The organism is Streptomyces sp. XD-27 (assembly GCF_030553055.1).
Classification (GTDB): domain Bacteria; phylum Actinomycetota; class Actinomycetes; order Streptomycetales; family Streptomycetaceae; genus Streptomyces.
On sequence record NZ_CP130713.1, the window covers coordinates 1,044,409 to 1,067,071 of the forward strand.

General features: G+C 73.1%; 8 protein-coding genes and 2 pseudogenes. 8 read left to right on the forward strand and 2 right to left on the reverse strand.

From position 1 onward, the window contains the following. The first annotated feature begins 35 nt into the window (after window positions 1-35). The 6 genes from Q3Y56_RS04415 to Q3Y56_RS04440 are packed head-to-tail and all read left to right on the forward strand — an operon-like array spanning window position 36 to window position 12,510. Window positions 36-4,940, forward strand: a complete 4,905-nt coding sequence (locus tag Q3Y56_RS04415; RefSeq protein WP_304460667.1) for a non-ribosomal peptide synthetase — start codon at window positions 36-38, stop codon at window positions 4,938-4,940. Continuing rightward, window positions 4,871-9,073, forward strand: coding sequence for an amino acid adenylation domain-containing protein (locus Q3Y56_RS04420; protein WP_304465465.1), 4,203 nt, complete (start codon window positions 4,871-4,873; stop codon window positions 9,071-9,073). Before Q3Y56_RS04415 ends, Q3Y56_RS04420 begins: the two co-directional genes overlap by 70 nt. Before the next feature lie 55 nt (window positions 9,074-9,128). After that, the gene (locus Q3Y56_RS04425) at window positions 9,129-9,350 is read left to right on the forward strand and encodes an MbtH family protein (protein ID WP_304460668.1); all 222 of its coding nucleotides are present in this window, start codon (window positions 9,129-9,131) and stop codon (window positions 9,348-9,350) included. A 9-nt stretch (window positions 9,351-9,359) separates the two neighbouring features. Then, window positions 9,360-10,826, forward strand: a complete 1,467-nt coding sequence (locus tag Q3Y56_RS04430; protein WP_304460669.1) for an MFS transporter — start codon at window positions 9,360-9,362, stop codon at window positions 10,824-10,826. Window positions 10,827-10,882: 56 nt separating this feature from the next. Then, window positions 10,883-11,956: a MupA/Atu3671 family FMN-dependent luciferase-like monooxygenase gene (locus Q3Y56_RS04435; RefSeq protein ID WP_304460670.1), complete on the forward strand. Its 1,074-nt coding sequence runs from the start codon at window positions 10,883-10,885 to the stop codon at window positions 11,954-11,956. Continuing rightward, window positions 11,953-12,510: an NADPH-dependent FMN reductase gene (locus Q3Y56_RS04440; RefSeq protein ID WP_304460671.1), complete on the forward strand. Its 558-nt coding sequence runs from the start codon at window positions 11,953-11,955 to the stop codon at window positions 12,508-12,510. Before Q3Y56_RS04435 ends, Q3Y56_RS04440 begins: the two co-directional genes overlap by 4 nt. Window positions 12,511-12,611: 101 nt before the next feature. On the opposite strand, the gene Q3Y56_RS04445 is transcribed toward Q3Y56_RS04440, so the two are convergent. Together Q3Y56_RS04445 and Q3Y56_RS04450 are read right to left on the reverse strand one after the other, a co-directional pair. Continuing rightward, complete coding sequence (locus Q3Y56_RS04445) at window positions 12,612-14,345, reverse strand: acyl-CoA dehydrogenase family protein (RefSeq protein WP_304460672.1); 1,734 nt, start codon at window positions 14,343-14,345, stop codon at window positions 12,612-12,614. A 50-nt stretch (window positions 14,346-14,395) separates the two neighbouring features. Beyond that, window positions 14,396-14,952: pseudogene (locus Q3Y56_RS04450) on the reverse strand (PadR family transcriptional regulator). A gap of 189 nt (window positions 14,953-15,141) precedes the next feature. Between Q3Y56_RS04450 and Q3Y56_RS04455 the strand changes: the two are divergent. Then, window positions 15,142-15,363 (forward strand): annotated as a pseudogene (locus Q3Y56_RS04455) (VOC family protein); the annotation flags it as partial. A gap of 189 nt (window positions 15,364-15,552) precedes the next feature. Then, complete coding sequence (locus Q3Y56_RS04460) at window positions 15,553-22,608, forward strand: non-ribosomal peptide synthetase (RefSeq protein ID WP_304460673.1); 7,056 nt, start codon at window positions 15,553-15,555, stop codon at window positions 22,606-22,608. Window positions 22,609-22,663: the final 55 nt, after the last annotated feature.

Sequence of the window (22,663 nt, forward strand, 5' to 3'; positions counted from 1 at the left end):
ATGACGTCACTCACAGGCTCTGGAAGGGCATTGAGGTGGAATGGAATGACACTGCCGTGCCGCTGCCCGGTACGGACAGGACCCTGCCGGAGCTGTTCGCCGCGCAGGTGGCGCGCTCGCCGGAACGGATCGCCCTGGTCCACGAGAGCGAACGGCTGACGTACACGGAGCTGGACCGGCGCGTCGACCGGCTGGCGCATCTGCTCGCCGAGCAGGGCGTCGGCCCGGAGTCCGTCGTGGCGATCACCGTGCCCCGCTGCACGGAGCTGATCGTCGCGCTGCTCGCCGTGCTCAGGACCGGTGCCGCCTATGTGCCGGTCGACCCCGACTACCCGGCCGACCGCATCACCTACCTGCTGCGGGACTCCGCTCCCGCGCTGGTGCTCAGCCACAGCGCCGCCGAGGCGGTGCTGCCGCCCGACGCCCGCCCCGAGGGGCCGGCCACGGTGGTGCTGGACACCGCGGAGACCCGGGCGCGGCTCGCCGCCGGGCCCGCCGGCCCGTACCGGCCCGCCCGGCCGCTGACCGCGCATGACGCGGCGTACGTCATCTACACCTCCGGCTCCACGGGACGCCCCAAGGGCGTGGTCGTGCCGCACGGCGGCATCGCCAACCGCCTGTACTGGATGCAGGCGGAGTACCGGCTGAGCGCCGGTGACCGCGTGCTGCAGAAGACCCCGTCCGGATTCGACGTCTCGGTCTGGGAGTTCTTCTGGCCGCTGTCCTTCGGGGCGACGCTGGTGATGGCGAGACCGGAGGGCCACCGCGACCCGGGCTATCTCGCCGAGACGATCCGCCGGGAGCGGATCACCACCATCCACTTCGTCCCCTCCATGCTCCAGCTCTTCCTGGAGGAGCCCACCGCCGCCGCGTGCACGTCCCTGCGCGACGTCATCTGCAGCGGCGAGGCGCTCCCCGCGGAGCTCGCCGAGCGGTTCCGCGCCACCCTCGGCGGCACCGCCGCGCTGCACAACCTGTACGGCCCCACCGAGGCGTCGGTCGACGTCACGTACTGGGAGTGCGTGCCCGAACCCGGCGCGCACACCGTGCCCATCGGCCGCCCCGTGTGGAACACCCGGGTGTACGTCCTCGGTCAGGACCTCGTGGAGCTGCCGCCGGGCGAGACCGGCGAACTCTACCTGGCGGGCGTCCAGCTCGCCCGCGGCTATCTCGGCCGACCGGGGCTGACGGCCGAGCGCTTCGTGGCCGACCCGTACGGCCCGCCGGGCTCCCGCATGTACCGCACCGGTGACCTGGCCAGGCGCCGGGAGAGCGGCGCCATCGAGTACATCGGGCGGGTGGACCACCAGGTCAAGATCCGCGGCGTGCGGATCGAACTGGGCGAGATCGAGGCGGCGTTCGCGAAGCTGGACGGGGTCGCCCAGACCGCGGTGACGATCCGGGAGGACCGCCCCGGCGACCGTCGTCTGGTCGGCTATCTGGTCCCCGAGCCCGGCGCGGCCGCCGACCCGGTCGAGGTACGCGCCCGGCTCGCCGGGCTGCTGCCCGAGTACATGGTGCCCGCCGCCGTCGTCGTCCTCGACCGCTTCCCGCTCACCCCGAACGGCAAGCTCGACCGCGCGGCGCTGCCCGCTCCCTCCGGAGTGCGCGCCCCGGACGCCGTGGGCCGCGCGGCCCGCACCCCCCGCGAGGAGTTGCTGTGCGGGCTCTTCGCCGAGGTGCTGGGGCTGGACCAGGTCGGCGCCGACGAGGACTTCTTCGGCCTGGGCGGCCACTCGCTGCTCGCCACCCGGCTGGTCGCGCGGGTCCGCGCGGCGACCGGGGTGCCGCTGGGCGCGCGCAGCCTGTTCCAGGCCCCGACGCCGGAGGCGCTGGCGCGGCGGCTGGCGGGCCCGGCGGCCGCGGGCGAGGCGCTGCCGCCGCTGCGTCCCGCGTCCCCGCGCCCCGAGCGCGTGCCGCTGTCGTACGGGCAGCGGCGGCTGTGGTTCCTCAGCCGCATGGACGACATCCCGCCCGCCACATATCACATTCCGCTGGCCCACCGGCTCACCGGAGCGCTGGACGTGCCGGCGCTGCGCGCCGCGCTCGCCGACGTGTGCGACCGCCACGAAGCCCTGCGCACCGTCTTCCCGTCCGTCGAAGGGGAGCCGCACCAGCGCATCCTGCCCGCGTACGCGCCCGGACTGCCGGTCGGCGCGGTCGGCGAGGCGGAGCTGGCCCACGCCCTGTCCCAGGAGACCGGGCGCGCCTTCGACCTGGCCGCCGAGCCGCCGCTGCGCGCCCGCCTGTTCCGGCTGGACGACACCGAGTACGTCCTGCTGCTGACGCTCCACCACATAGCAGCCGACGGCTGGTCGCACGAGCCCCTGCTCGGCGACCTGGCACACGCCTACCGCGCCAGGGCCGCCGACACCGCGCCGGACTGGACGCCCCTGCCGGTGAGTTACGCCGACTACGCCCTGTGGCAGCACGACGTCCTCGGCGGGGACGACGAGCCGGGCAGCCTCCTGGCGCGGGAACTCGGCTACTGGAAGGACGCCCTCGCCGGCCTGCCCGAGCAGCTCGGCCTGCCCACCGACCGCCCCCGGCCCGCCCGGGCGAGCTACCGCGGCGGGACCGTCCCCCTCCGGCTCGGCGCGGAGCTGCACCAGTCGCTGCTCGCGCTCGCCCAGCGGCACCACTGCTCCCTGTTCATGGTCCTGCAAGCCGGTCTCGCCGCCCTGTTGACCAGGCTCGGGGCGGGCGAGGACATTCCCGTGGGCGCCCCGGTCGCCGGGCGCGACGACGACGCGGCCGACGGGCTGGTCGGCCTGTTCATCAACACCCTGGTGCTGCGCACCGACACCTCCGGCGACCCGGCCTTCACCGAGCTGCTGTCCCGGGTGCGGGAGCGCGATCTGGCCGCCTACGCCCACCAGAACGTGCCGTTCGAGCGGCTCGTCGAGGCGCTGAACCCCACCCGGTCGATGGCCCGGCACCCGCTGTTCCAGGTGCTGCTGGCGCTGCAGAGCGTCCCGCGCCCCGCGCTCAGGCTGCCCGAGGTGACCGCGGTGCCGGAGCCGGTGCCCCTTCCCGTGGCCAAGGTGGACCTGTCGCTCTACCTCGAAGAGGAGCGCGGCGCCGGCGGGCGGCCGACCGGGATCACCGGCGTCGTCGAGTACAGCGCCGACCTGTTCGACCACGGCACCGCCGAGCTGCTCGCGGAGCGGCTGGTGCGGCTGCTCGCGGACGCCGCCGCCGACCCTCGGCGCCCCCTGTCCCGGCTCGCCGTCCTCGGCGACACCGAGCGGCAGCGGCTGCTGTACGAGTGGAACGACACCGCACAAGAGCCACCCTCGGCGAGGCTGGTGGAACGCTTCCAGGCCGTCGCCGCGCGGGCGCCCCGGGCGACCGCCGTCGTCACCGCCGACGAGGAGCTGGACTACGCCACGCTCAACGCGCGCGCCAACCGCCTGGCCCACCACCTCATCGCCCACGGCGTGGGGCAGGGCGACCTCGTGGCGCTCGCCCTGCCGCGCACCGCACAACTGCCGGTCGCGCTGCTCGCCGTTCTCAAGTCCGGCGCCGGATACCTGCCGCTGGACCCCGGCTACCCGGCAGAACGGGTGGCCGCCATGCTGGCGGACGCCCGCCCGGCGCTGGTGCTCGCCACGACCGCCACCGCGGGGGCGCTCCCCGACGACGGGCCCTGCCCGCGGCTCCTCCTCGACCTGCCGGAGACCGCCGCCGCCCTGGCCCGCAGGCCGGTCACCGACCCGGACGCCGCCGCCTTCCCGCGCGCACTACCCGCGTACGTCATCTACACCTCGGGATCCACCGGCCGCCCGAAGGGCGTGGTGGTCCCGCGGGGCGCGCTGGACAACTTCCTCTCCGACATGGGCGCGCGGTTCGCCCTGGGCGGGGACGACCGGCTCGCCGCCGTCACCACGATCGCCTTCGACATCGCGGCGCTGGAGATGTACCTGCCGCTGCTGGCCGGGGCCGCCGTGGTCCTGGCCGACGAGGACACCGTCCGGGACCCGGCGGCGCTCGCGTCGCTGCTGGAGCGCACCGGCGCGACCGTCATGCAGGCCACGCCCTCCCTGTGGCAGACCCTGGTGGCGACGCGCCCGGAGGCCTTGGACGGGCTGTGCGCCCTCGTCGGCGGCGAGGCCCTGCCGGAGGCCCTCGCGGCCCGGCTGCGCCGCCGCTGCCGCCGCGTCACCAACCTGTACGGCCCCACCGAGACCACCATCTGGTCCACGGCGGCCGAGGTCGGCGAGGCGGACGGCCCGCCCCCGATCGGGCGGCCGATGGCCAACACGCGGGTGTACGTGCTGGACAGGGGGTTGGGCCCGGTGCCGCCGGGCGTGGCCGGTGAGCTGTACATCACGGGCGACGGGCTGGCCCGCGGCTATCTGGGGCGCGCGGCGCTGACGGCGGAGCGGTTCGTGGCATGCCCGTACGGCCCCGCGGGCTCGCGCATGTACCGCACCGGCGACCTCGCGCGCTGGCGCGCCGACGGGCAGCTGGAGTTCCTCGGCCGGGTGGACCACCAGGTCAAGATCCGTGGCTTCCGCGTCGAACTCGGCGAGATCGAGACCGTGCTGGCCGACCGCCCCGACGTGGCCCGGGCCGTCGTCGTCGTCCGCGAGGACATCCCCGGCGACCTCCGGCTGACCGGCTACGTGGTGCCCGCGCCCGGCAGCGCCGTCGAGGCGGCCGAGCTGCGTACGGCCGCCGCCGCGCACCTGCCGCACTTCATGGTGCCCAGCGCGATCATCACCCTCGAGGCGCTGCCGCTCACGCCGAACGGCAAGCTGGACCGGGCCGCTCTGCCCGCCCCGACCGCCACCGGGGACACCGGGGACGCGGCGCCCGCACCCCGCGGGAAGCGCTGCTGTGCGAGCTGTTCGCCGACATCCTCGGCCTGCCCGCCGTCGGCGCGCACGACGACTTCTTCGCCCTGGGCGGCCACTCGCTGCTCGCCATCCGCGTGATCAGCCGGGCCCGGGCGCTCTTCGGCCGGGAGCTGAAGATCCGGCACCTGTTCGAGTCACCCACGGCCGCGGCCCTCGCCCAGCGGCTGGACGGCGCGCGGGACGACCGTGCGCCGCTGTGCCGCGCCGAGCAGCGCCCCGACACCGTTCCGCTCTCCTTCCAGCAGCAGCGCCTGTGGTTCCTCAACCGCTTCGAGGACGACGGGGCGCTCTACAACATCCCCCTGGTCCTCCACCTCCAGGGCGCCCTGGACCGGGACGCGCTCGAAGCGGCGCTGGGCGATCTGGCCGAGCGGCAGGAAGCGCTGCGCTCGGTCTTCCCGGACGTGGGCGGCGAGCCCCGGCAGCGGTTCCTGCGCGGTGACGCGGCCCGGCCCGGGCTCCACCGGCACCGCTGCGCCCGTGCCGACCTGGACGGGACGATCCGCACCCTCGCCCGCCGCCGCTTCGACCTGACACGGGAACTCCCCCTGCGGGCCGATCTGTTCGAGCTGGCGGAAGAGGAGCACGTCCTCCTGCTGGTCCTGCACCACATCGCCGGTGACGGCCCCTCCACCACCCCGCTGACCCGCGACCTGTCGCGCGCGTACACCGCACGCATCGCAGGCGAGGCGCCCCGGTGGCAGCCGCTGCCCGTCGCCTACGCCGACTACGCGATCTGGCAGCGCCGGACCCTGGGCACGGAGGCCGACCCGGACAGCGGGCTCTCCCGCCAGCTCGCCTTCTGGCGCGCCGAGCTGGACGGCCTGCCCGACCAGCTCGACCTGCCCACCGACCGGCCACGGCCGGCGATCGCCGGCTACCGCGGCGGCACCGTGCCGCTGGACATCCCGCCCGAGCTCCACCGCCGGCTGCGGGACATGGCCAGGGCCGAGGGCGCCACCGTGTTCATGGCCCTCCAGGCCGCACTGGCCACGTTGCTCACCCGGCTGGGCGCAGGTGAGGACATTCCCCTCGGCAGCCCCGTCGGGGCGCGCACCGACGCGTCACTGGACGAGCTGGTCGGCTTCTTCGCCAACACCCTGGTGTTGCGCACGGACACCTCCGGCGACCCCGCCTTCGCCGAACTCCTGGCCCGGGTACGCACCCGTGACCTGGCCGCGTTCGGCCACCCCGACCTGCCGTTCGAGCGGCTGGTGGAGGTGCTGAACCCGGCGCGCTCGCTGGCCCGGCACCCGCTCTTCCAGGTGCTCCTGGCGTTCCAGGACAGCCTGCGGCCGGAACTGGCCCTGCCGGGGCTGACGGGCACCGTCGCGATCCCCCATCTGGGGACGGCCCGCTTCGACCTCGCCGTGGACCTGACCGAACGGCGCGCCGCCGACGGCTCCCCCGACGGCATCACCGGCGTCCTCGAGTACAGCGCGGACCTGTTCGAGGAGCGTACGGCGCGGCGGATCGCCGACTATCTGCTGCGGGTGCTGCGGAGTGTGGCCGACGATCCCGGTCAGCCGCTCAGCCGTATCGCCGTCCTCCCGGACTCCGAGCGCGAGCTGATCCTGCACGGCTGGAACGACACCGCCCGCGAACTGCCCGTCCGTACGCTGCCGCGGCTGATCGAGGAGCAGGTGCGGCGGACGCCGGACGGCGACGCCGTGGTCTTCGCGGGCACGACCGTCTCCTACCGGGAGGTGAACGAGCGGGCCAACCGGCTCGCGCACCATCTCATCCGGCTCGGGGTGGGCCCCGAGGACTTCGTGGCGCTGCTCGTGCCGCGCTCCGTGGAGATGGTCGTGGCCCTGCTGGCGACGGTGAAGGCCGGGGCCGCGTACCTGCCCGTCGACCCGGAGTACCCGGCCGAGCGGGTCCGCCACATGTTCCGGGACGGCGCACCGGTGCTGGCGCTGACCACCGCTCAGGTGGCGGGCGCGGTCCCCGCCGACGTGCCCGCGGTCGTCCTGGACGATCCCGCGACCGCCCGGGCCCTGCGCGCCGCGCCGGACCACGACCCGTCCGACGCCGACCGACGGTCGCCGCTGACCCCCGCCCACCCGGCGTACGTCATCTACACCTCGGGATCCACCGGAAGCCCCAAGGGCGTGGTCGTCACGCACACCGGTGTCGCCGGCGTCGCCGGCGTGCACATCGACCGGCTCGGCCTCGACGCGAGCAGCCGGTTCCTGCTCCTGGTGTCGCTCTCCTTCGACGTGTCGATGGCCGACATCGCCATGACGCTGGCCTCCGGCGCGGCCCTGGTCGTCCCCGAGCCCGGACGGCACACATTCGGCGAGGACCTGGGCGAGCTGATCCGGACCCGCGAGGTGACCCACACGGACCTGGTGGCGCCCATGCTGGCCTCGCTGCCCGAAGGGGATCTGCCCACCCTGCGCGGATTCGTGGTCGGCGGCGAGGCGCTCTCCGCCGAGCTGGTGGAGCGCTGGGCGCCCGGGCGCCGCGTCATGCAGGTCTACGGGCCCACGGAGGCGACCGTGGTGACGACGATGAGCCGTCCGCTCTCCCCCGCCGGTTCGGCCCCGCCGATCGGGCGGCCGGTGTGGAACGCCCGCGTGTACGTGCTGGACGGGAGCCTGCGTCCGGTGCCGCCCGGGGTCGCCGGTGAGCTGTACATCGCGGGCGACGGTCTGGCGCGCGGCTACCGGGGGCGGCCGGACCTGACGGCGGAGCGGTTCGTGGCGTGCCCGTACGGTCCCAGCGGTTCGCGCATGTACCGGACCGGCGATCTGGCGCGCTGGCGCGCCGACGGCGAGCTGGAGTTCCTGGGCCGGGTGGACCACCAGGTCAAGATCCGCGGCTTCCGCATCGAACTCGGCGAGATCGACGCGGCCTTGGCCAAGCACCCGGCCGTGGCGGCCGCCGTGACCCTGGCGCGCACGGACGACGGCGCCGCGTCCCTGGTGGGCTACGTCGTGCCGGTGGACGGCGCCGCCCTCGCCCCCGCCGAGGTCAGGTCGTTCCTGTCCGGCGCTCTCCCGGAGTACATGGTGCCCGCCGCCGTCGTCGTCCTGGACGAGCTGCCGCTCACCCCCAGCGGCAAGCTCGACCGCAAGGCGCTTCCGGAGCCCACGCTGAGCGCGCCGGTGTCCGCGCGCGGGCCCCGCACCGTCCACGAAGAACTGCTGTGCGAGCTGTTCGCCGAGGTGCTGGGGCTGCCCCGGGTCGGCATCGACGACAACTTCTTCTCCCTGGGCGGCCACTCGCTGCTCGCCACCCGGCTGACCAGCCGGATCCGTTCCGTACTGGGCGTGGAACCGGGCATCCGCGGACTCTTCGAGGCCCCGACCGTCGCCGGACTGGCCGAACGCCTCGCCCGCCGGTCCGCGGACGGCTGCCCTCCCGACGACTTCGACGTGGTGCTGCCGCTGCGGCCGCAGGGCGACCTTCCGCCGCTCTTCTGTGTGCACCCCGCGGCCGGCATCAGTTGGGTCTACTCCGGGCTGCTCCGGCACCTGGCGCCCGGACGCCCGGTGTACGGGCTCCAGGCCCGGCACCTGACGGATCCGGACGCCGCACCGGCCGGCGCGCGCGAGATGGCCGCGGACTATCTGGCCCGGATCCGGGAGATCCAGCCGCAGGGCCCGTACCACCTGCTCGGCTGGTCCCTCGGCGGGACCGTGGCCCACGAGATCGCCGTACAGCTGCGCGCGGCCGGCGAGCGGGTCGGACTGCTGGCTCTGCTCGACAGCCGCACGGGTACGGGCCCGGGTGCCGCGGGCAGCCCGGCGGCGGCCGGGCCCGAGGCGACGACCCAGCTGCTGGAGTCGCTGGGGCACCGCGTCCCTGACGACGCCGACGCCCTCGCACCGGCCGATGTACTGCGGCTGCTGCGGGACGGGTTCAGCCCGCTCGCGGCACTGGGCGAACAGCGGCTGTCGGCACTCGTGGCCACCTTCACCGACAACGTCCGCCTGGCCGCGGACTTCACACCGGGGGTCCACGACGGCGACCTGCTCTACTTCACCGCGGCCGAGGACGCCCACGCCGACGGCGCCCAGGCGGGCGACACCGGCGCGACGGCGGAGGGCGACCCCGGCAGCCGGGCCGCCGCATGGCGCGCCCATGTCACCGGCCGGGTCCACGACCACCGGGTGCCGTGCGCGCACGGCGCCATGGCCGGACCCGCGGCGCTCGCCGTGATCGGCCCGGTGCTCGCCGCCGCGCTGGCGGCCCGCTCCTGACGGCCGCCGTACGCCCGCCCTGTATCCATCCCATCCACCAGAAGGGCCGCCCCCGATGCAGACCAACCCGTTCGAGGACCCGGAGACCCGCTATCTCGCGCTCGTGAACGACGACGGCCAGTTCTCGCTGTGGCCGGTGGCGCTGGAGACCCCCGCGGGGTGGCGGACCGCGTTCGGACCCGGCACGCGGGAGTCCGCGCTCGACCACATCGAGTCCCACTGGACCGACATGCGCCCGGCCGGCCTGGCCGGGGCCGCCGGCACCGCGGGCTCCTGAGGGGTGCCCATGTCGCAACTGGAGGCTTTGCGCACCCGGATGCGCACCCCGTGGTGCGCGCTGTTCGCGGTCTGCTTCGCGCAGGCCGTGGTGCTGCTCGACACCACGGCGGTCAACGTCGCGGTACCCGCGATCACCACCGGCCTGGACACGGGGCTGACCCAGGTGCTGTGGGTGATCAACGCGTATCTGCTCTCCTTCGCCGTGCTGCTGGTCACCGGCGGGCGGCTGGGCGACCTCTTCGGGTCGCGCCGCGTCTTCCTGATCGGTCTGCTGGTCTTCACCCTGGCCTCGGCCGCGTGCGGACTCGCGCAGGACCCCGGCCAGGCCATCGCCGCGCGGGTGCTGCAGGGGATCGGCGGCGCCCTGCTCACCCCCCAGACCCTGGTGATCATCAATCAGATCTTCCCCGCCGACCGGCGTGGCGCCGCGCTCGGCGTCTGGGGCTCCTTCGCCGGGATCGTGGCCGCCGCCGGACCCACCGTCGGCGGCCTGCTGGTGGCCTCCCTCGGCTGGCGCTGGATCTTCTACATCAACATCCCCATCGGCATCGTCGGTGGCGCGCTCGTGCTGCTCTCCGTCCCTCGGCTGCCGAGCCGGAGCAGGCCCCGGATCGACATCGCGGGCTCGGCGCTGCTCAGCGTCGCCATGCTCTTCGTCGTCTACGGGCTCCTGGAGGGCGAATCCCGCAACTGGGGCGAGGTCTGGGGGCCGGTCACCGTGCCCGTCCTGATCGCCGCGGGTCTGCTGGTGCTCGGCCTGTTCTTCCTCCTCGAGCGCGGACGGCAGCACCGCGACCCGCTCGTGCCGTTCGCCGTCCTGCGCAACCGCGACTTCACCCTCATGTCCGCGGTGGTCTGCGTCCTGCCGTGCGGACTCGGCGGCATGCTGCTGCTCACCGGGCTGTATCTGCAGGACGTCCAGGGCCTGTCGGCCTTCCGGGCGGGCCTGGTGATCGCGGTGGCCCCGCTCGTGTCGGTCTTCATCGCGCCGTACTCGGGACGGCTCACCGACCGCTTCGGCGGCAAGTACGTGATGATCACCGGTCTGCTCGCCTTCTCCGGGGGAATCGCGCTCATCGCCGCGCTGATCAGAGCGGAGTCCGGACCGGAGGCCACGGTCCCAGGGCTGCTGCTCGTCGGCGTCGGCATGGGCGTCGCCTTCGCCCCGGCGAGTGTCGTCGCCTTCAAGGACATCGACCCGGAGATGGCCGGAGCGGCGTCCGGACTGTTCAACACCACCCGGCTCTGCGGCAGTCTGCTCGGCAGCGCCGCCGTCGGAGCCCTGCTGCAGGCGCAGTTGGCCCGCACCGACATGACCACCGCCATCCGGGTGACCTATCTGCTGCCGGTCGCGATCATGCTGGTCGGCGCCGCCGCCACCCTCGCCGTACGGGGGCAGCCGACCGCCCCGCCGAAGGACGCCACGGGCCCCCTGCCCGGCCGGGAGCCGCAGTCGGAGGCGGCCGGCGGCTGACGACCCGGCGGCCACACCCACCAGGAACGCTTCAGCACCCCATGGAGGGGCATCCGATGGACTTCAGTCTCTTCTACTTCGCGGCCGGGCAGGCGACCGGCACCGACGGCTACCGCCTGCTGCTGGACGGCGCGAGATTCGCCGACCGGAACGGGTTCAGCGCCGTGTGGACGCCGGAACGGCACTTCCACGAGTTCGGCGGCCCGTACCCCAATCCGGCCGTGACCGGCGCCGCCGTGGCCGCGGTCACCGAGCGCGTCGGCATCCGCGCGGGAAGCGTGGTCGGCCCGCTGCACCACCCCCTGCGGCTTGCGGAGGAGTGGTCGGTCGTGGACAACCTCTCCGGCGGCCGGGTCGGCCTCTCCTTCGCCTCCGGCTGGCACGCCAGGGACTTCACCCTGCGCCCGGACGCGTACGCCGACCGCCGGCGGATCCTCATGGAGACCATCGAAACCGTCGAGCGGCTGTGGCAGGGAGACAGCCTGCGGCTGCCCGACGGAGAGCACGCACCGGTCGACGTCCGCACCTTTCCCACCCCTCTCCAGCCCCGCCTTCCGGTCTGGGTCACCAGCGCCGGGAGCCCGGAGACCTTCCGGCAGGCAGGCCGGCAGGGGTACGGCCTGCTCACGCATCTCCTCGGGCAGGAGCTGCCCGACCTGGAGAAGAAGATCGCCGAGTATCGGGCGCATCTTCCGCGGGAGAACACCGCGAACCCGGCGGCGGGCACGGTGACCCTGATGCTGCACACGTTCCTCGGTACGGACCGGGAGACCGTCCGCGAGACGGTCCGGGCCCCCTTCACCGACTACCTCCGCAGTTCCCTCGGTCTGATCATGAAGGCGGCCGGGGACATCCTGCCGGGAGTCGATCCGGAGGACCTCGATCCCGAGGACAGGGAGTTCCTCGTCGAACGCTCCTTTGAGCGCTACTTCGGCACCGGGGGGCTGTTCGGCACGGTGGAGGACGCCCTGCCCCTGCTGGCACGGTTCGACGCCATCGGCGTGGACGAGATCGCCTGCCTGATCGACTTCGGGGTCGGGACCGACGAGGTGCTGGCCGGGCTGGAGCACCTCGGCCGGCTGCGCGCCGCCTGGGCGGAGCGGCAGCGCACCGTGCGGAGTGCCCGATGAAACTGTGTCTCGTCTCCGGTACCACCGCCGCCGTCTCCGGGTGCCACCGGCTCAGCGCTCTGATCCGGGACCGGGCGGAGGGCGCCGGGTTCGACGCCCGCGACCTCGACCGCTCCCTGCTCGCGCTGCCCGTCCTGACGCCCGAGCGCTACGTCTCCGGCGAGCTCTTCGAGGACCTGGGCGTCCGCAGCCTGCTGAAGGAGACGGCGGACGCGGACGCGGTCGTTCTGGTCACCCCTGTGCAGCACGGCAGCATGTCGGGTGCGCTGAAGAACACCCTGGACCATCTGCCGCCCACCGCCCTGAGAGGCAAGCCGGTGCTGCTCGCCTCCACCGCGGCCGGCCTCCACAACGGCGCCACCGCCTGCGACCATCTGCGCTGCGTCGTGCGCGCGTTGGGCGGCTGGTCGGCTCCGACGCAGATCGTCGCCGAGCGGTCGGAGCTGGTGCGGTCCGTGCCGGACAGCGCGCTGCTGACCCGGATCGACGCCGGACTGGCCGAAGTGGCCCAGCTGGTCCGGGCGTTTCGGACCGCGTCCGCGACGCTGGTCTGACCCGGCTCCTTCTCCGTGGCCAGGCGACGGTGCGAGGCCCGGCGTAACAGCGGACCGCCCGGTCGCTCCGCTGTTACGGGGCCGTTGTCACCGCATCGCCGTCAGGGAGCCATCTCGTAGGCCCCGGACAGTGCCTCGACGCGATCCCAGACGCGCGCCGAACGGGCCTCGTCGACGACCGGGCGCCGGACCGCGCCCAGCGCCCAGCGCTGCTGCTCCGCGGTGGCGGAATCCTTGCCGTGCAGCTCGACGGCGTACCCGGAGAAGTCGCGTACGAGGACGGCGAAGAGCTCGTCGAGCACATCCTCCTCGAGGCCGGTCAGGCCCGCCTGCTCCAGGATCAGCTGGCCGTGCACGACCAGCGCGAACAGCTGGCCGATGGCGAGGAGGAGATCCAGGTCGCGGCTCTGCTCCTCGCCGGGGGCGGCGGTGGTCACGAACGCGCACAGGGCGTCCGCCTGCTCCCGGAAGCGGCCGACGTTGGGCACGTGGGCATAGGCGTCGTAGGCGGTGCGCCAGTCGTGGAAGCGCACGGAGCCCAGGCCGCGGGCGGGTCCCTGCCGGAACAGGAAGTCGTCGTCGGCCGCGTCGAGGCGGGTCGGCACGGGCGCGTACTCGGCCGGGTCCAGCAGGTGGTTCCGCATGAACTTGAGGATCAGCGCGAGATTGACGTGGACCGTGCCCTCCAGCTTGGGCAGCCCCCGGATCTCGGACGCCGCCTGGGCGAAGTAGGTGTCCTTCTCGAAACCCTTGGCGGCGATGACGTCCCACATCAGGTCGATGACCTTCTCGCCCTCCGTGGTCACCTTCATCTTCGTCATCGGGTTGAAGAGCAGGTAGCGGCGGTCGTCGGGGCCGGCGGAGCGGAAGTAGTCGACGGCGCGGTCGCTGAACAGCTTCATCCCGACGAGGCGGACGTACGCGTCGGTCAGCTCGCGGCGCACGTGCGGGAAGGCGGTGACGGGCCGGCCGTAGAGGATGCGGTTGTGCGCGTGGGTGACGGCCTCGTACATCGCGTGCTCGCAGATGCCGATCGAGGCGGTGCAGAGGTTGAACTTGCCGACGTTGACGGTGTTGAGGGCCGCGTCGAAGGCCGCGCGGCCGGTGTGCAGGACGTCGTCGGGACCGACCGGGTAGTCGTCGAGACGGAACTCGCTGACGTACTTCGAGGAGTCGACCACGTTCTTCACGAGGTGGTACGCCGGGTGGCGGCTGTCGGCGGCGAAGAAGACGTAGCCGTCGGGGCCCTCGACGTCGGTGCGGCGGCCGAAGACGGAGACGAGCCCGGCGGCGTTGCCGTTGCCGATGTAGTACTTGGAGCCGGTGGCCCGGAATCCGCCGTCACCGTCGGGCTCCAGCAGCATGTCGGTGGAGTAGATGTCGGCGCCGTGGGCCTTCTCGGACAGGCCGAAGGCGAACACCTCGCCCTGGGAGAGAAGGTCCGCCGCGCGGGTGCGCGCCGCGGCGTTGCCGCTCTGCCAGACCGGGCCGAGGCCGAGGATGGTGACCTGCCACGCGTACCAGTAGTCGAGCCCGTAGAAACCGAAGATCTCGTTGAGGGCGGCGATCCGGGCGGTGTCCCAGCGCTTGTCCTGCTGTCCGTCCTGCTGCCCGTCGGCGGCCGAGGCCGGGGTGAGGAACGTCGCGAACAGCCCCTCCTTGGCGGAGAAGGCGAGGAACTCCGCAAGCCAGGCGCGGGAGCGGTAGTCCTCGATCAGCTTGCGCTTGCCGCGGTCCTCGAACCAGTCGACGGTGGCGCGCAGCAGCCTGCGGGTCTCGGGGTCGAAGTGCGCCGGGTCGTAGGTGCGCGGGTTGAACAGCAGCGGGTCGGCCATGGCGGGTCGCCTTTCCGGCTTGGGGTTGCGGGAGTATGGGCTACAGAGGTTCAGCGCTCGGGACGGAGCCGGTGGAGCGTGGCGAGTACGTCGTCGAGCCAGGCGAGCGTCATCCGCTCGTAGGCGATGCCGCCGCGGAGCACGACGTGCTGGAGCTCCTGCCCGGCGGTGGGCGTCGGGGGGCCTCGGGGCCGGTGAAGTCACGGCGCTCACCCGCGAGATAGTGCGCGAGCCGGTCGGTGTGCGTCTGGTAGTGCCGCTCGACCTCGCGGATCAGCGCGGCCGGGTCGTCGAAGGCCGCGCCGCGGATCTTCACGGCGAGGTCGTGCCGGACACTCTCGGGCTCGATCGGTTCATGCAGCCACCCGGAGAGGGCGGCCCGGCCGAGGTCGGTGACGGAGTACTCCCTCTTGTCCGGCCGGGCCTGCTGCGGCACCTCGCGGACGTCGATCCAGCCGTCGCCCTCCATGCGCTTGAGAACGCGGTAGATCTGCTGATGGGTGGCGGTCCAGAAGTAACCGATGGACCGCTCGAAACGCCGGGCCAGCTCATAGCCGGAGCCCGGCTGCTCCAGCAGAGAGACGAGGATCGCGTGTTCGAGCGCCATGCCCCGATCCTCCTATGCAACTCGTTGCATAACAAGAGGTGCCGCCGCGCTGAGGCGCACCTCACCCCCGGCGGCGACGGACGGCGCCGCCCACCGTCGCACCCATGGCCAAGGTCCGGATCATGACCGAAGATGATCAGACGCGAGCCGAACAGACCCCCGCGGCGCCGCCTGGGCGCGGATCGAGGAGTGGTCCTCAGCCCCAGCAGCGACCCGCGGGCCGGGAAGCTCCGGTTGCACATCGATGTCAACGCCACCGACCGCGACCAGGACGCCGAGCTGGAGCAGCTGCTCACTCTCGGCGCCAGGCCCGTCGACGTCGGCCAGACCGGCACCGAGAGCTGGCACGTCCTGGCCGACCCGGAAGGCAACGAATTCTGCCTCCTGCACACCCGGCTCCAGCCCCTCTGACCACGTGTCCTGTCGCCGGGACATCACTCATCCGCCGGAATCTAAGGGGCGGGAAAAGCGAGGCGAAAGCTGCACCTGCGGCAGCCGGTGATGGAGGGTTCCGGAATGGAGGATTCGGAACCCGGAGGCCATCATGAATGGCTCATGCCTTTTCCTTTTCCGCGATGAGTTACGAGGGAGTTGAACTCGGTGCGTTCCATTGGTGTGTCGGAAGCCCAGGAAAGCCTGTGGCTGGCTCAAAAAATCACGCCGGATCTGCCGAACATCTCCGCCTCGCGATGGCTTATCGAGGGCGAGATCGATGTGGAGCTGCTGCGCACCGCGCTGCGGATCGTCTTCCGCGAGAACAGCGCGGCGCGGGTGAACTTCCGGCAGTTCGGAGACGAGCTGCGGCAAGTGGTCCGAGAGGGCGACACCGACACATGGGCGCCCTTCTTCCACGACGTGAGCGAGGACGACGACCCCGAAGCGGCGGGCCGCGCCAGGGCCGAGGCGGCCGAGCGAGAGCCGTTCGACCTGGAACACGACCTCCTGTTCCGGGCCGGGGTCATCCGGCTCTCCGAGTCGCGTCATCTGCTGGCCCTCACCGCTCACCACATCGTCGCCGACGGCTACACCCTGGGCCAGCTCCTGCCGCTCCGGACGGCGGAGTGCTACACGGCCCTGAAGCAGGACACGGCGATACCGGAACGCTCACCCGCCGGACCGGAGCTGATCCACCGGGAAGACCTCCGCTATCGGAACTCTCCGCAATTCACCGAAGACGCCGACTTCTGGCGGGCCTATCTCGCCGACGCGCCCGAGGCACTCCGACTGCCGGGGGAACGAAGCTCGGACCGTCCCTCCGTGCTGCACCACACGGTGGCGGTGCCCGCCGAGGACGTGGCCGCGTGGTTCCATGCCGCCGATTCCATCGAGGTGCGGATGCCGGCCTTTCTGACCGCGGCGGTCACCGTCTTCCTCCGTCACCTCGGCGGACGCCAGGACTTCACCTTTTCCATGATGGGCTTCGGTCGCACCGACGCCGCGAAGGCCTTTTACAGTTCGCAGTCGACCATCCTGCCCATCCGCGCGCACGCGCCGTTGTCGGCGGGCTTTCCCGACCTCGCGCACACGCTTTCCGACGAGCTGAAGCGCATACGGCGGCACTCCGCTCACCAGGTCTCCGATATCCGTCTCGGGGCCGGCACACTCGGCACGGGGTCGGTCGCCAGTCCTTTCGGCACCACCCTCAACATCCTTCCCTTCGTGGCGCCGCTCGACTTCGCCGGTGCGACGGCGTACGTGCAGCCCGACTCGCCGTGGGGGGCCATCGACGAGCTGCACCTCGCCCTCTACTACGACGGCCGCACCAAGAGCGACCTGCACGTCCGTGTGGACGCCAACAGCGCCTTGTACAGCGCGGACGACGTGCATCGCCTCGCCGCCACCCTGATCGCCTTCATCAACGGCGTGGCGCGGGACCCGCAGGCCGCGATCGGCTCGGTGGACGTGCTGGGGCCGGGTGAGCGCGAGTCGGTGCTGGGCGCGGTCAACGACACCGCGGTGGAGACGCCTGAGCTGACCATCCCGGAGCTGTTGGCGCGGCGAGTGGCGGCGGATCCGGACGCGGTCGCGGTGGTCTTCGACGGCCGGCACCTGACCTACGCCGAGCTGGACGCGCGGTCTGATCGACTCGCCCGCGAACTGGCCCAGCGCGGCATAGGCCCGGAAAGGCTCGTGGGGCTGGCGCTGCCTCGCTCAGCCGACCTGATCGTCGGCATGCTCGCCGTCCTCAAGGCCGGCGGCGCCTACCTGCCGATCGACCCCAAGTACCCCAGCACGCGGCTGGACCTCATCCTCGACGACGCCCGTCCCGCGCTCATCCTCACCGACACCGGCACCGCCGACGTCCTCCCGCGGACGGGCATCCCGTGCCTGCTGCTCGGCGACGTCGACTTCGACAGCCCGGGCCCGGACCTGGAGCCCGCGCCGACGCGTCCCGCCAACGCCGCGTACGTGATGTACACCTCCGGCTCCACCGGCACCCCCAAGGGTGTCACCATCACCCACCGCGACGTGGTCAACGGCGTGCTGCGGCTGGCCGACACGGTCGGCATCGGCGCGGGCACCCGCACCCTGGCCGGCACCTCGATCAACTTCGACGTCTCCGTCTTCGAAACGATCACGACCCTGGCCACCGGCGGCACCCTCGAGGTCGTCCCCGACATCCTCGCCATCGGCGAACGCGGCGGCTGGGAGGGGGGCGTCCTCAGCACCGTCCCCTCCGTCCTCACCGCACTCCTCGACCAATGCGGCACAGACATCCAGGCCGACGCCGTCGTTCTCGCAGGCGAGGCGCTACCCGCCGCGCTCGTCCAACGCGTACGCGAGACCATCCCCGGCGTACGCGTCATCAACGCCTACGGCCAGACCGAGTCCTTCTACGCCACCACCCACACCGCCGGCAAGGACCGGGCAGGAGCGGCGAGTGCACCGATCGGTGTGCCCTTGGGCAATATGCGCGCCTATGTCCTCGGCCCCGGGCTGACCCCCGTACCACCAGGCGTCCCGGGCGAGCTGTACGTGGCGGGCAACATCGCGCGCGGCTACCTGGGCCGCCCCACCCTGACCGCCGAACGCTTCGTACCCGATCCCTACGGACCGCCCGGCACCCGCATGTACCGCACCGGCGACCTCGCCCACTGGAACACCGACGGACAACTCGCCTACCTCGGCCGCGCCGACACCCAGGTCAAGATCCGCGGCATCCGCGTCGAACCCGGCGAAGTCGAGACCGCCCTCACCGCCCACCCAGGTGTCGCCCAGGCCGCCGTAGTGGTCCACGAAGCGGACGGCACACGGCAACTGGTCGCCTACGTCGTGCCTGTCGAGGGCGACGACGAGCCGGCTCTTGCGGAGCTGCGCGCGTTCGTCGCCGGGCGGCTGCCCGCGTACATGGTGCCCACGCAGTTCGTCAGCCTGGACCGCCTCCCGCTGTCCCCCAACGGCAAGCTCGACCACAAGGCGCTCCCGGCCCCCGAACCGACCGGCACCACCGCCTACCGCGCTCCGCGCACCCCGCAGGAAGAGGTGCTGGCGGGCCTGTTCGCCGACGTCCTCGGGGCCGACGAGGTCGGCATCGACGACGACTTCTTCGACCTGGGCGGGCACTCCCTGCTGGCGATGCGTCTGGTGGGACGGATCCGCGCCACGCTGGGTGCCGAAGTGCCGATCCGCGACATCTTCGACTTCCCCACGGTCGTCGAACTCGTCGAGCACCTGCCCCACGACGCCCGCACCCGACCCCCGCTGCGGCGCGCCGCACGGCGCCCCGAGGCGGTTCCGCTCTCCTTCGCGCAGCGCCGCATGTGGTTCCTGGACGCGTTCGAGGGAGGATCGGCCACGTATCACGCGCCGTTCCCGCTGCGCCTGACCGGCACGGTGGACGTGGCGGCGCTGGCCGCGGCCCTGCGCGACGTGGTGGCGCGCCACGAGAGCCTGCGCACCCTCTTCCCCGAGGACGCCGCGGGTGAGCCCCGCCAGCACGTCCTGGACGCGGAGCGGCCGGCCATCGACCTGCCCGTCGTCGACGTCGCGCCGCAGGACCTCGACGAGGTCCTGGCCGCCACGGCGGCCCGGCCCGTCGACCTGGCCTCGGAGATACCGGTCCACGCCACTCTCCTGCGCCTGACCGAGCAGGACCACGTCCTCCTCCTGATGATCCATCACATCGCCTGCGACGGAGAGTCGTTCGCGCCGCTCGTCCGGGACCTGTCCACCGCCTACGCCGCCCGCCTGCGCGGCGAGCCGCCGCACTGGCGGGAACTGCCCGTGCAGTACGTCGACTACACGCTGTGGCAGCACGAGCTGCTCGGCTCCGAGGACGATCCGGACAGCCTCCTGGCCGCGCAGATCGACTACTGGAAGGGCGAGCTGGAGGGCCTTCCGCAGCCCCTCCAGCTGCCCGCCGACCGTCCGCGGCCCCTCGTCGCGAGCCACCGCGGCGACGTGGTGGAGTTCGCTCTCGACCCGCGCACGGCCGCCGCCGTGGAGGAGCTGGCCCGCAGCCGCGGCGCCACCGCGTCCATGGTGCTCCAGTCCGCGCTCACCGTGCTCCTGCACGCGCTGGGCGCCGGTGACGACATCGCCATCGGTTCCCCCATCGCCAACCGCACCGACGACAGCCTCGCCGACCTGATCGGCTTCTTCGCCAACACCTGGGTCCTGCGCGCCCAGGTGGGGGGCAACCCCGCCTTCCTGGACCTGCTCGACCAGGTCCGCGCCACGTCGCTCGACGCGTACGACCATCAGGACGTGCCCTTCGAGCGCCTGGTGGACGTCCTCAACCCCGAGCGGTCGACGGCCTATTCGCCGCTGATCCAGGTGATGCTCGCCTGGCAGAACTTCACCCGTGAGGACTTCGCGCTGCCCGGTCTGCGGGCGGCGTTCGAGCCGCTGCGCGGCCACACCGCCAAGTTCGACCTGTTCTTCAACCTGGCCGAGTGGGCGGGGCGGGGCATCGTCGGCCATCTCGAATACGCCACGGACCTGTTCGACCGCACCACGGCAGAGCGCATCGCCGACCGCTTCGTGCGGGTCGTGGAACAGCTCGTGGCCGACCCCGCGCAGCGCATCGGCGCGGTGGACATCCTGGAACAGCAGGAGCGGCTGCGCCTCCAGGAGTGGTCGCGCGCGGGCGGCCCCGGCGGCCCGGTCCCCGAGCTGACGGTGGCACAGGCCTTCGAGGCGACGGCGGCCGCGCATCCGGACCGGCCCGCCGTCACCGGGGGCACGCAAACGCTCGACTACGCGGAGCTGAACGCGGCTGCCAACCGGCTGGCCCGCCTGCTGCGCGGGCACGGCGCCGGGCCCGGCCGGTTGGTGGCCGTGGCGCTGCCCCGCTCCACCGAGCTGGTCGTCGCGCTCCTCGCGGTCCTGAAGGCGGGTGCCGCGTACGTGCCGGTCGACCCGGGCCACCCGGCCGACCGGGTCGCGTACACGCTCGCCGACGCACGGCCCGAACTCGTCGTCACCGACGCCGCGTTCACCGACCGGCTGCCGTCCGGACCGCGGGTGGTCCTCGGCACCCCCGGCACCGACGCGGCGCTCGCCGCGCTGCCCGGCCACGACCTGGACGCGGACGAGCGCGGCGGCACCCACAGCCCCGACGGGGCCGCGTACGTCATCTACACCTCGGGCTCCACGGGCCGCCCCAAGGGCGTCCTGGTCACGCACCGCAACGTGCTGAGCCTGATGTCCCGCACGCAGGACCTGTTCGGCTTCGGCACCGACGACGTGTGGACGATGTTCCACTCCCCCGCCTTCGACTTCTCGGTGTGGGAGCTGTGGGGGCCGCTGCTGCGCGGCGGACGCCTCGTGACCGTCCCGTACGAGGTCGGCCGGTCGCCGGAGGACTTCCTCGCGCTGCTCGTGCGCGAGGGGGTGACGGTGCTCAACCAGACCCCGTCGGCCTTCTACCAGCTGATCCGCGCGGACCGGGAGAACCCCGGCCTGGGGCGCCGGCTGGCCCTGCGCACCGTGGTGTTCGGCGGCGAGGCGCTGGATCTGCCGCGCCTCACCGAGTGGTACGAGCGGCACGCCGCCGACGCCCCGCGGCTGGTGAACATGTACGGCATCACGGAGACCACCGTGCACGTCACCCACGGCCCGCTCGACGCCGCCCTGGTGCGCGACGCCGCGGGCAGCGCGATCGGCACCGGCCTGCCCGGCCTCGACGTGCGGCTCCTCGACGGGGCGCTGCGGCCCGTGCCGGCCGGTGTCGTGGGCGAGCTGTACGTGGGCGGCGGCCAGGTGTCTCGCGGATATCTCAACCGTCCGGGGCTGACGGCGGCGCGGTTCGTCGCCGACCCGTTCGGGCCGCCCGGCAGCCGCCTGTACCGCTCCGGCGACCTGGCCCGGTGGACGCCGCAGGGGCAACTGGAGTACGTCGGGCGCTCGGACGACCAGATCAAGCTCCGCGGGTTCCGGATCGAGCCCGGCGAGGTCGAGGCGGCGCTGCTCGCGCGCGCCGATGTGGCCGAGGCACGGGTCACCGTCCGGATCGACGCCGCCGGGGACAAGGCGCTGACGGCCTACGTGGTCCCGGCGGGTCCCGCGGGTCTGCCCGAGCCCGCCGCACTGCGCGCCGAGTTGCGCGCCGTGCTGCCTGACTACATGGTCCCCGCGGCCTTCGTGCCGCTCGACTCCATCCCGCTGACCGGCAACGGCAAGCTGGACCGCGCGGCCCTGCCCGCGCCCGCGCGCACCGCGTCGGGCCCCGCGGCCGCCGGGCCCACCGGGGCCCTGGAACTCCACGTCGTCCGCGCCTGGAGCCGGGTCCTGGACATGGGACCGGACGAGGTCGGCGTCGACGACGACTTCTTCGACGCCGGGGGCGACTCGTTCAAAGCGGTGGCTCTGGCCCGCGCCATCGGCCAGGGGCTGCCCGTGGTGGAGGTCTTCAAGCACCCCACGCCACGGCGACTGGCCGCCCGCCTGGCCGCGTTGGAAGCGGCGCCCGGTACGCCCGGTCTCCTGCACCGGCTGACCCCCGAGCGTGCCGCGGACAGCAGCCCCGCGCACACCGTGGTCTGCATCCCCTACGGCGGCGGCAACGCCACCGCCTACCAGGCCCTCGCCGGGCAGCTTCCCGCCCACACCGACCTGTGGGCCGTCGAGATGCCCGGGCACGACCCGGTGCGCCCCGACGAGCCGCTGCGGCCCTGGGCCGAGACCGCCAAGCTGCTGGCCGACGAGATCGCGGAGACGGTGCGCGGGACGTACACGCTGTACGGGCACTGCGCCGGCACGCTCTTCGCCGTCTGCGTCGCCCGCCTCCTCGAGGACTGCGGCGCCGCCCCGTCGCGGATCGTCCTGGGCGCCGCGTTCCCGCGGGGCGACGCGGCCGTCGATCAGATGACGGACCTGGAGGACGACCAGCTCTACGCCGGCCTGCACGCGGCAGGCGGTTTCTCCGGGGCTCTGGACGACACGGACCGGCGGCGCGTCCTGGCCGTCGTCCGCCACGACATGCTGGAGGGTTCGCGGTTCCAACGCGACACCGCCGTCGGCTGGGAGCGGCTGCGCACTCCGGTGCGGGTGGTGATCGGCAGCGCGGACCCGCTCACCGACGGCTACGCGACCGGCTACCGCGCCTGGGAGGCTTACGCCCACGACGTGTCCTTGGACGTGATCGAGGGCGCGGGCCACTACTTCGTCAAGGACCATGCGGAGGAGGTGTCCCGCATGGTCACCGATGAGTGAGACGCCGCCGGATGGGCCCGCCCCGGGGCCCCCGGGGGCGGGCGCGCCTCCGGGG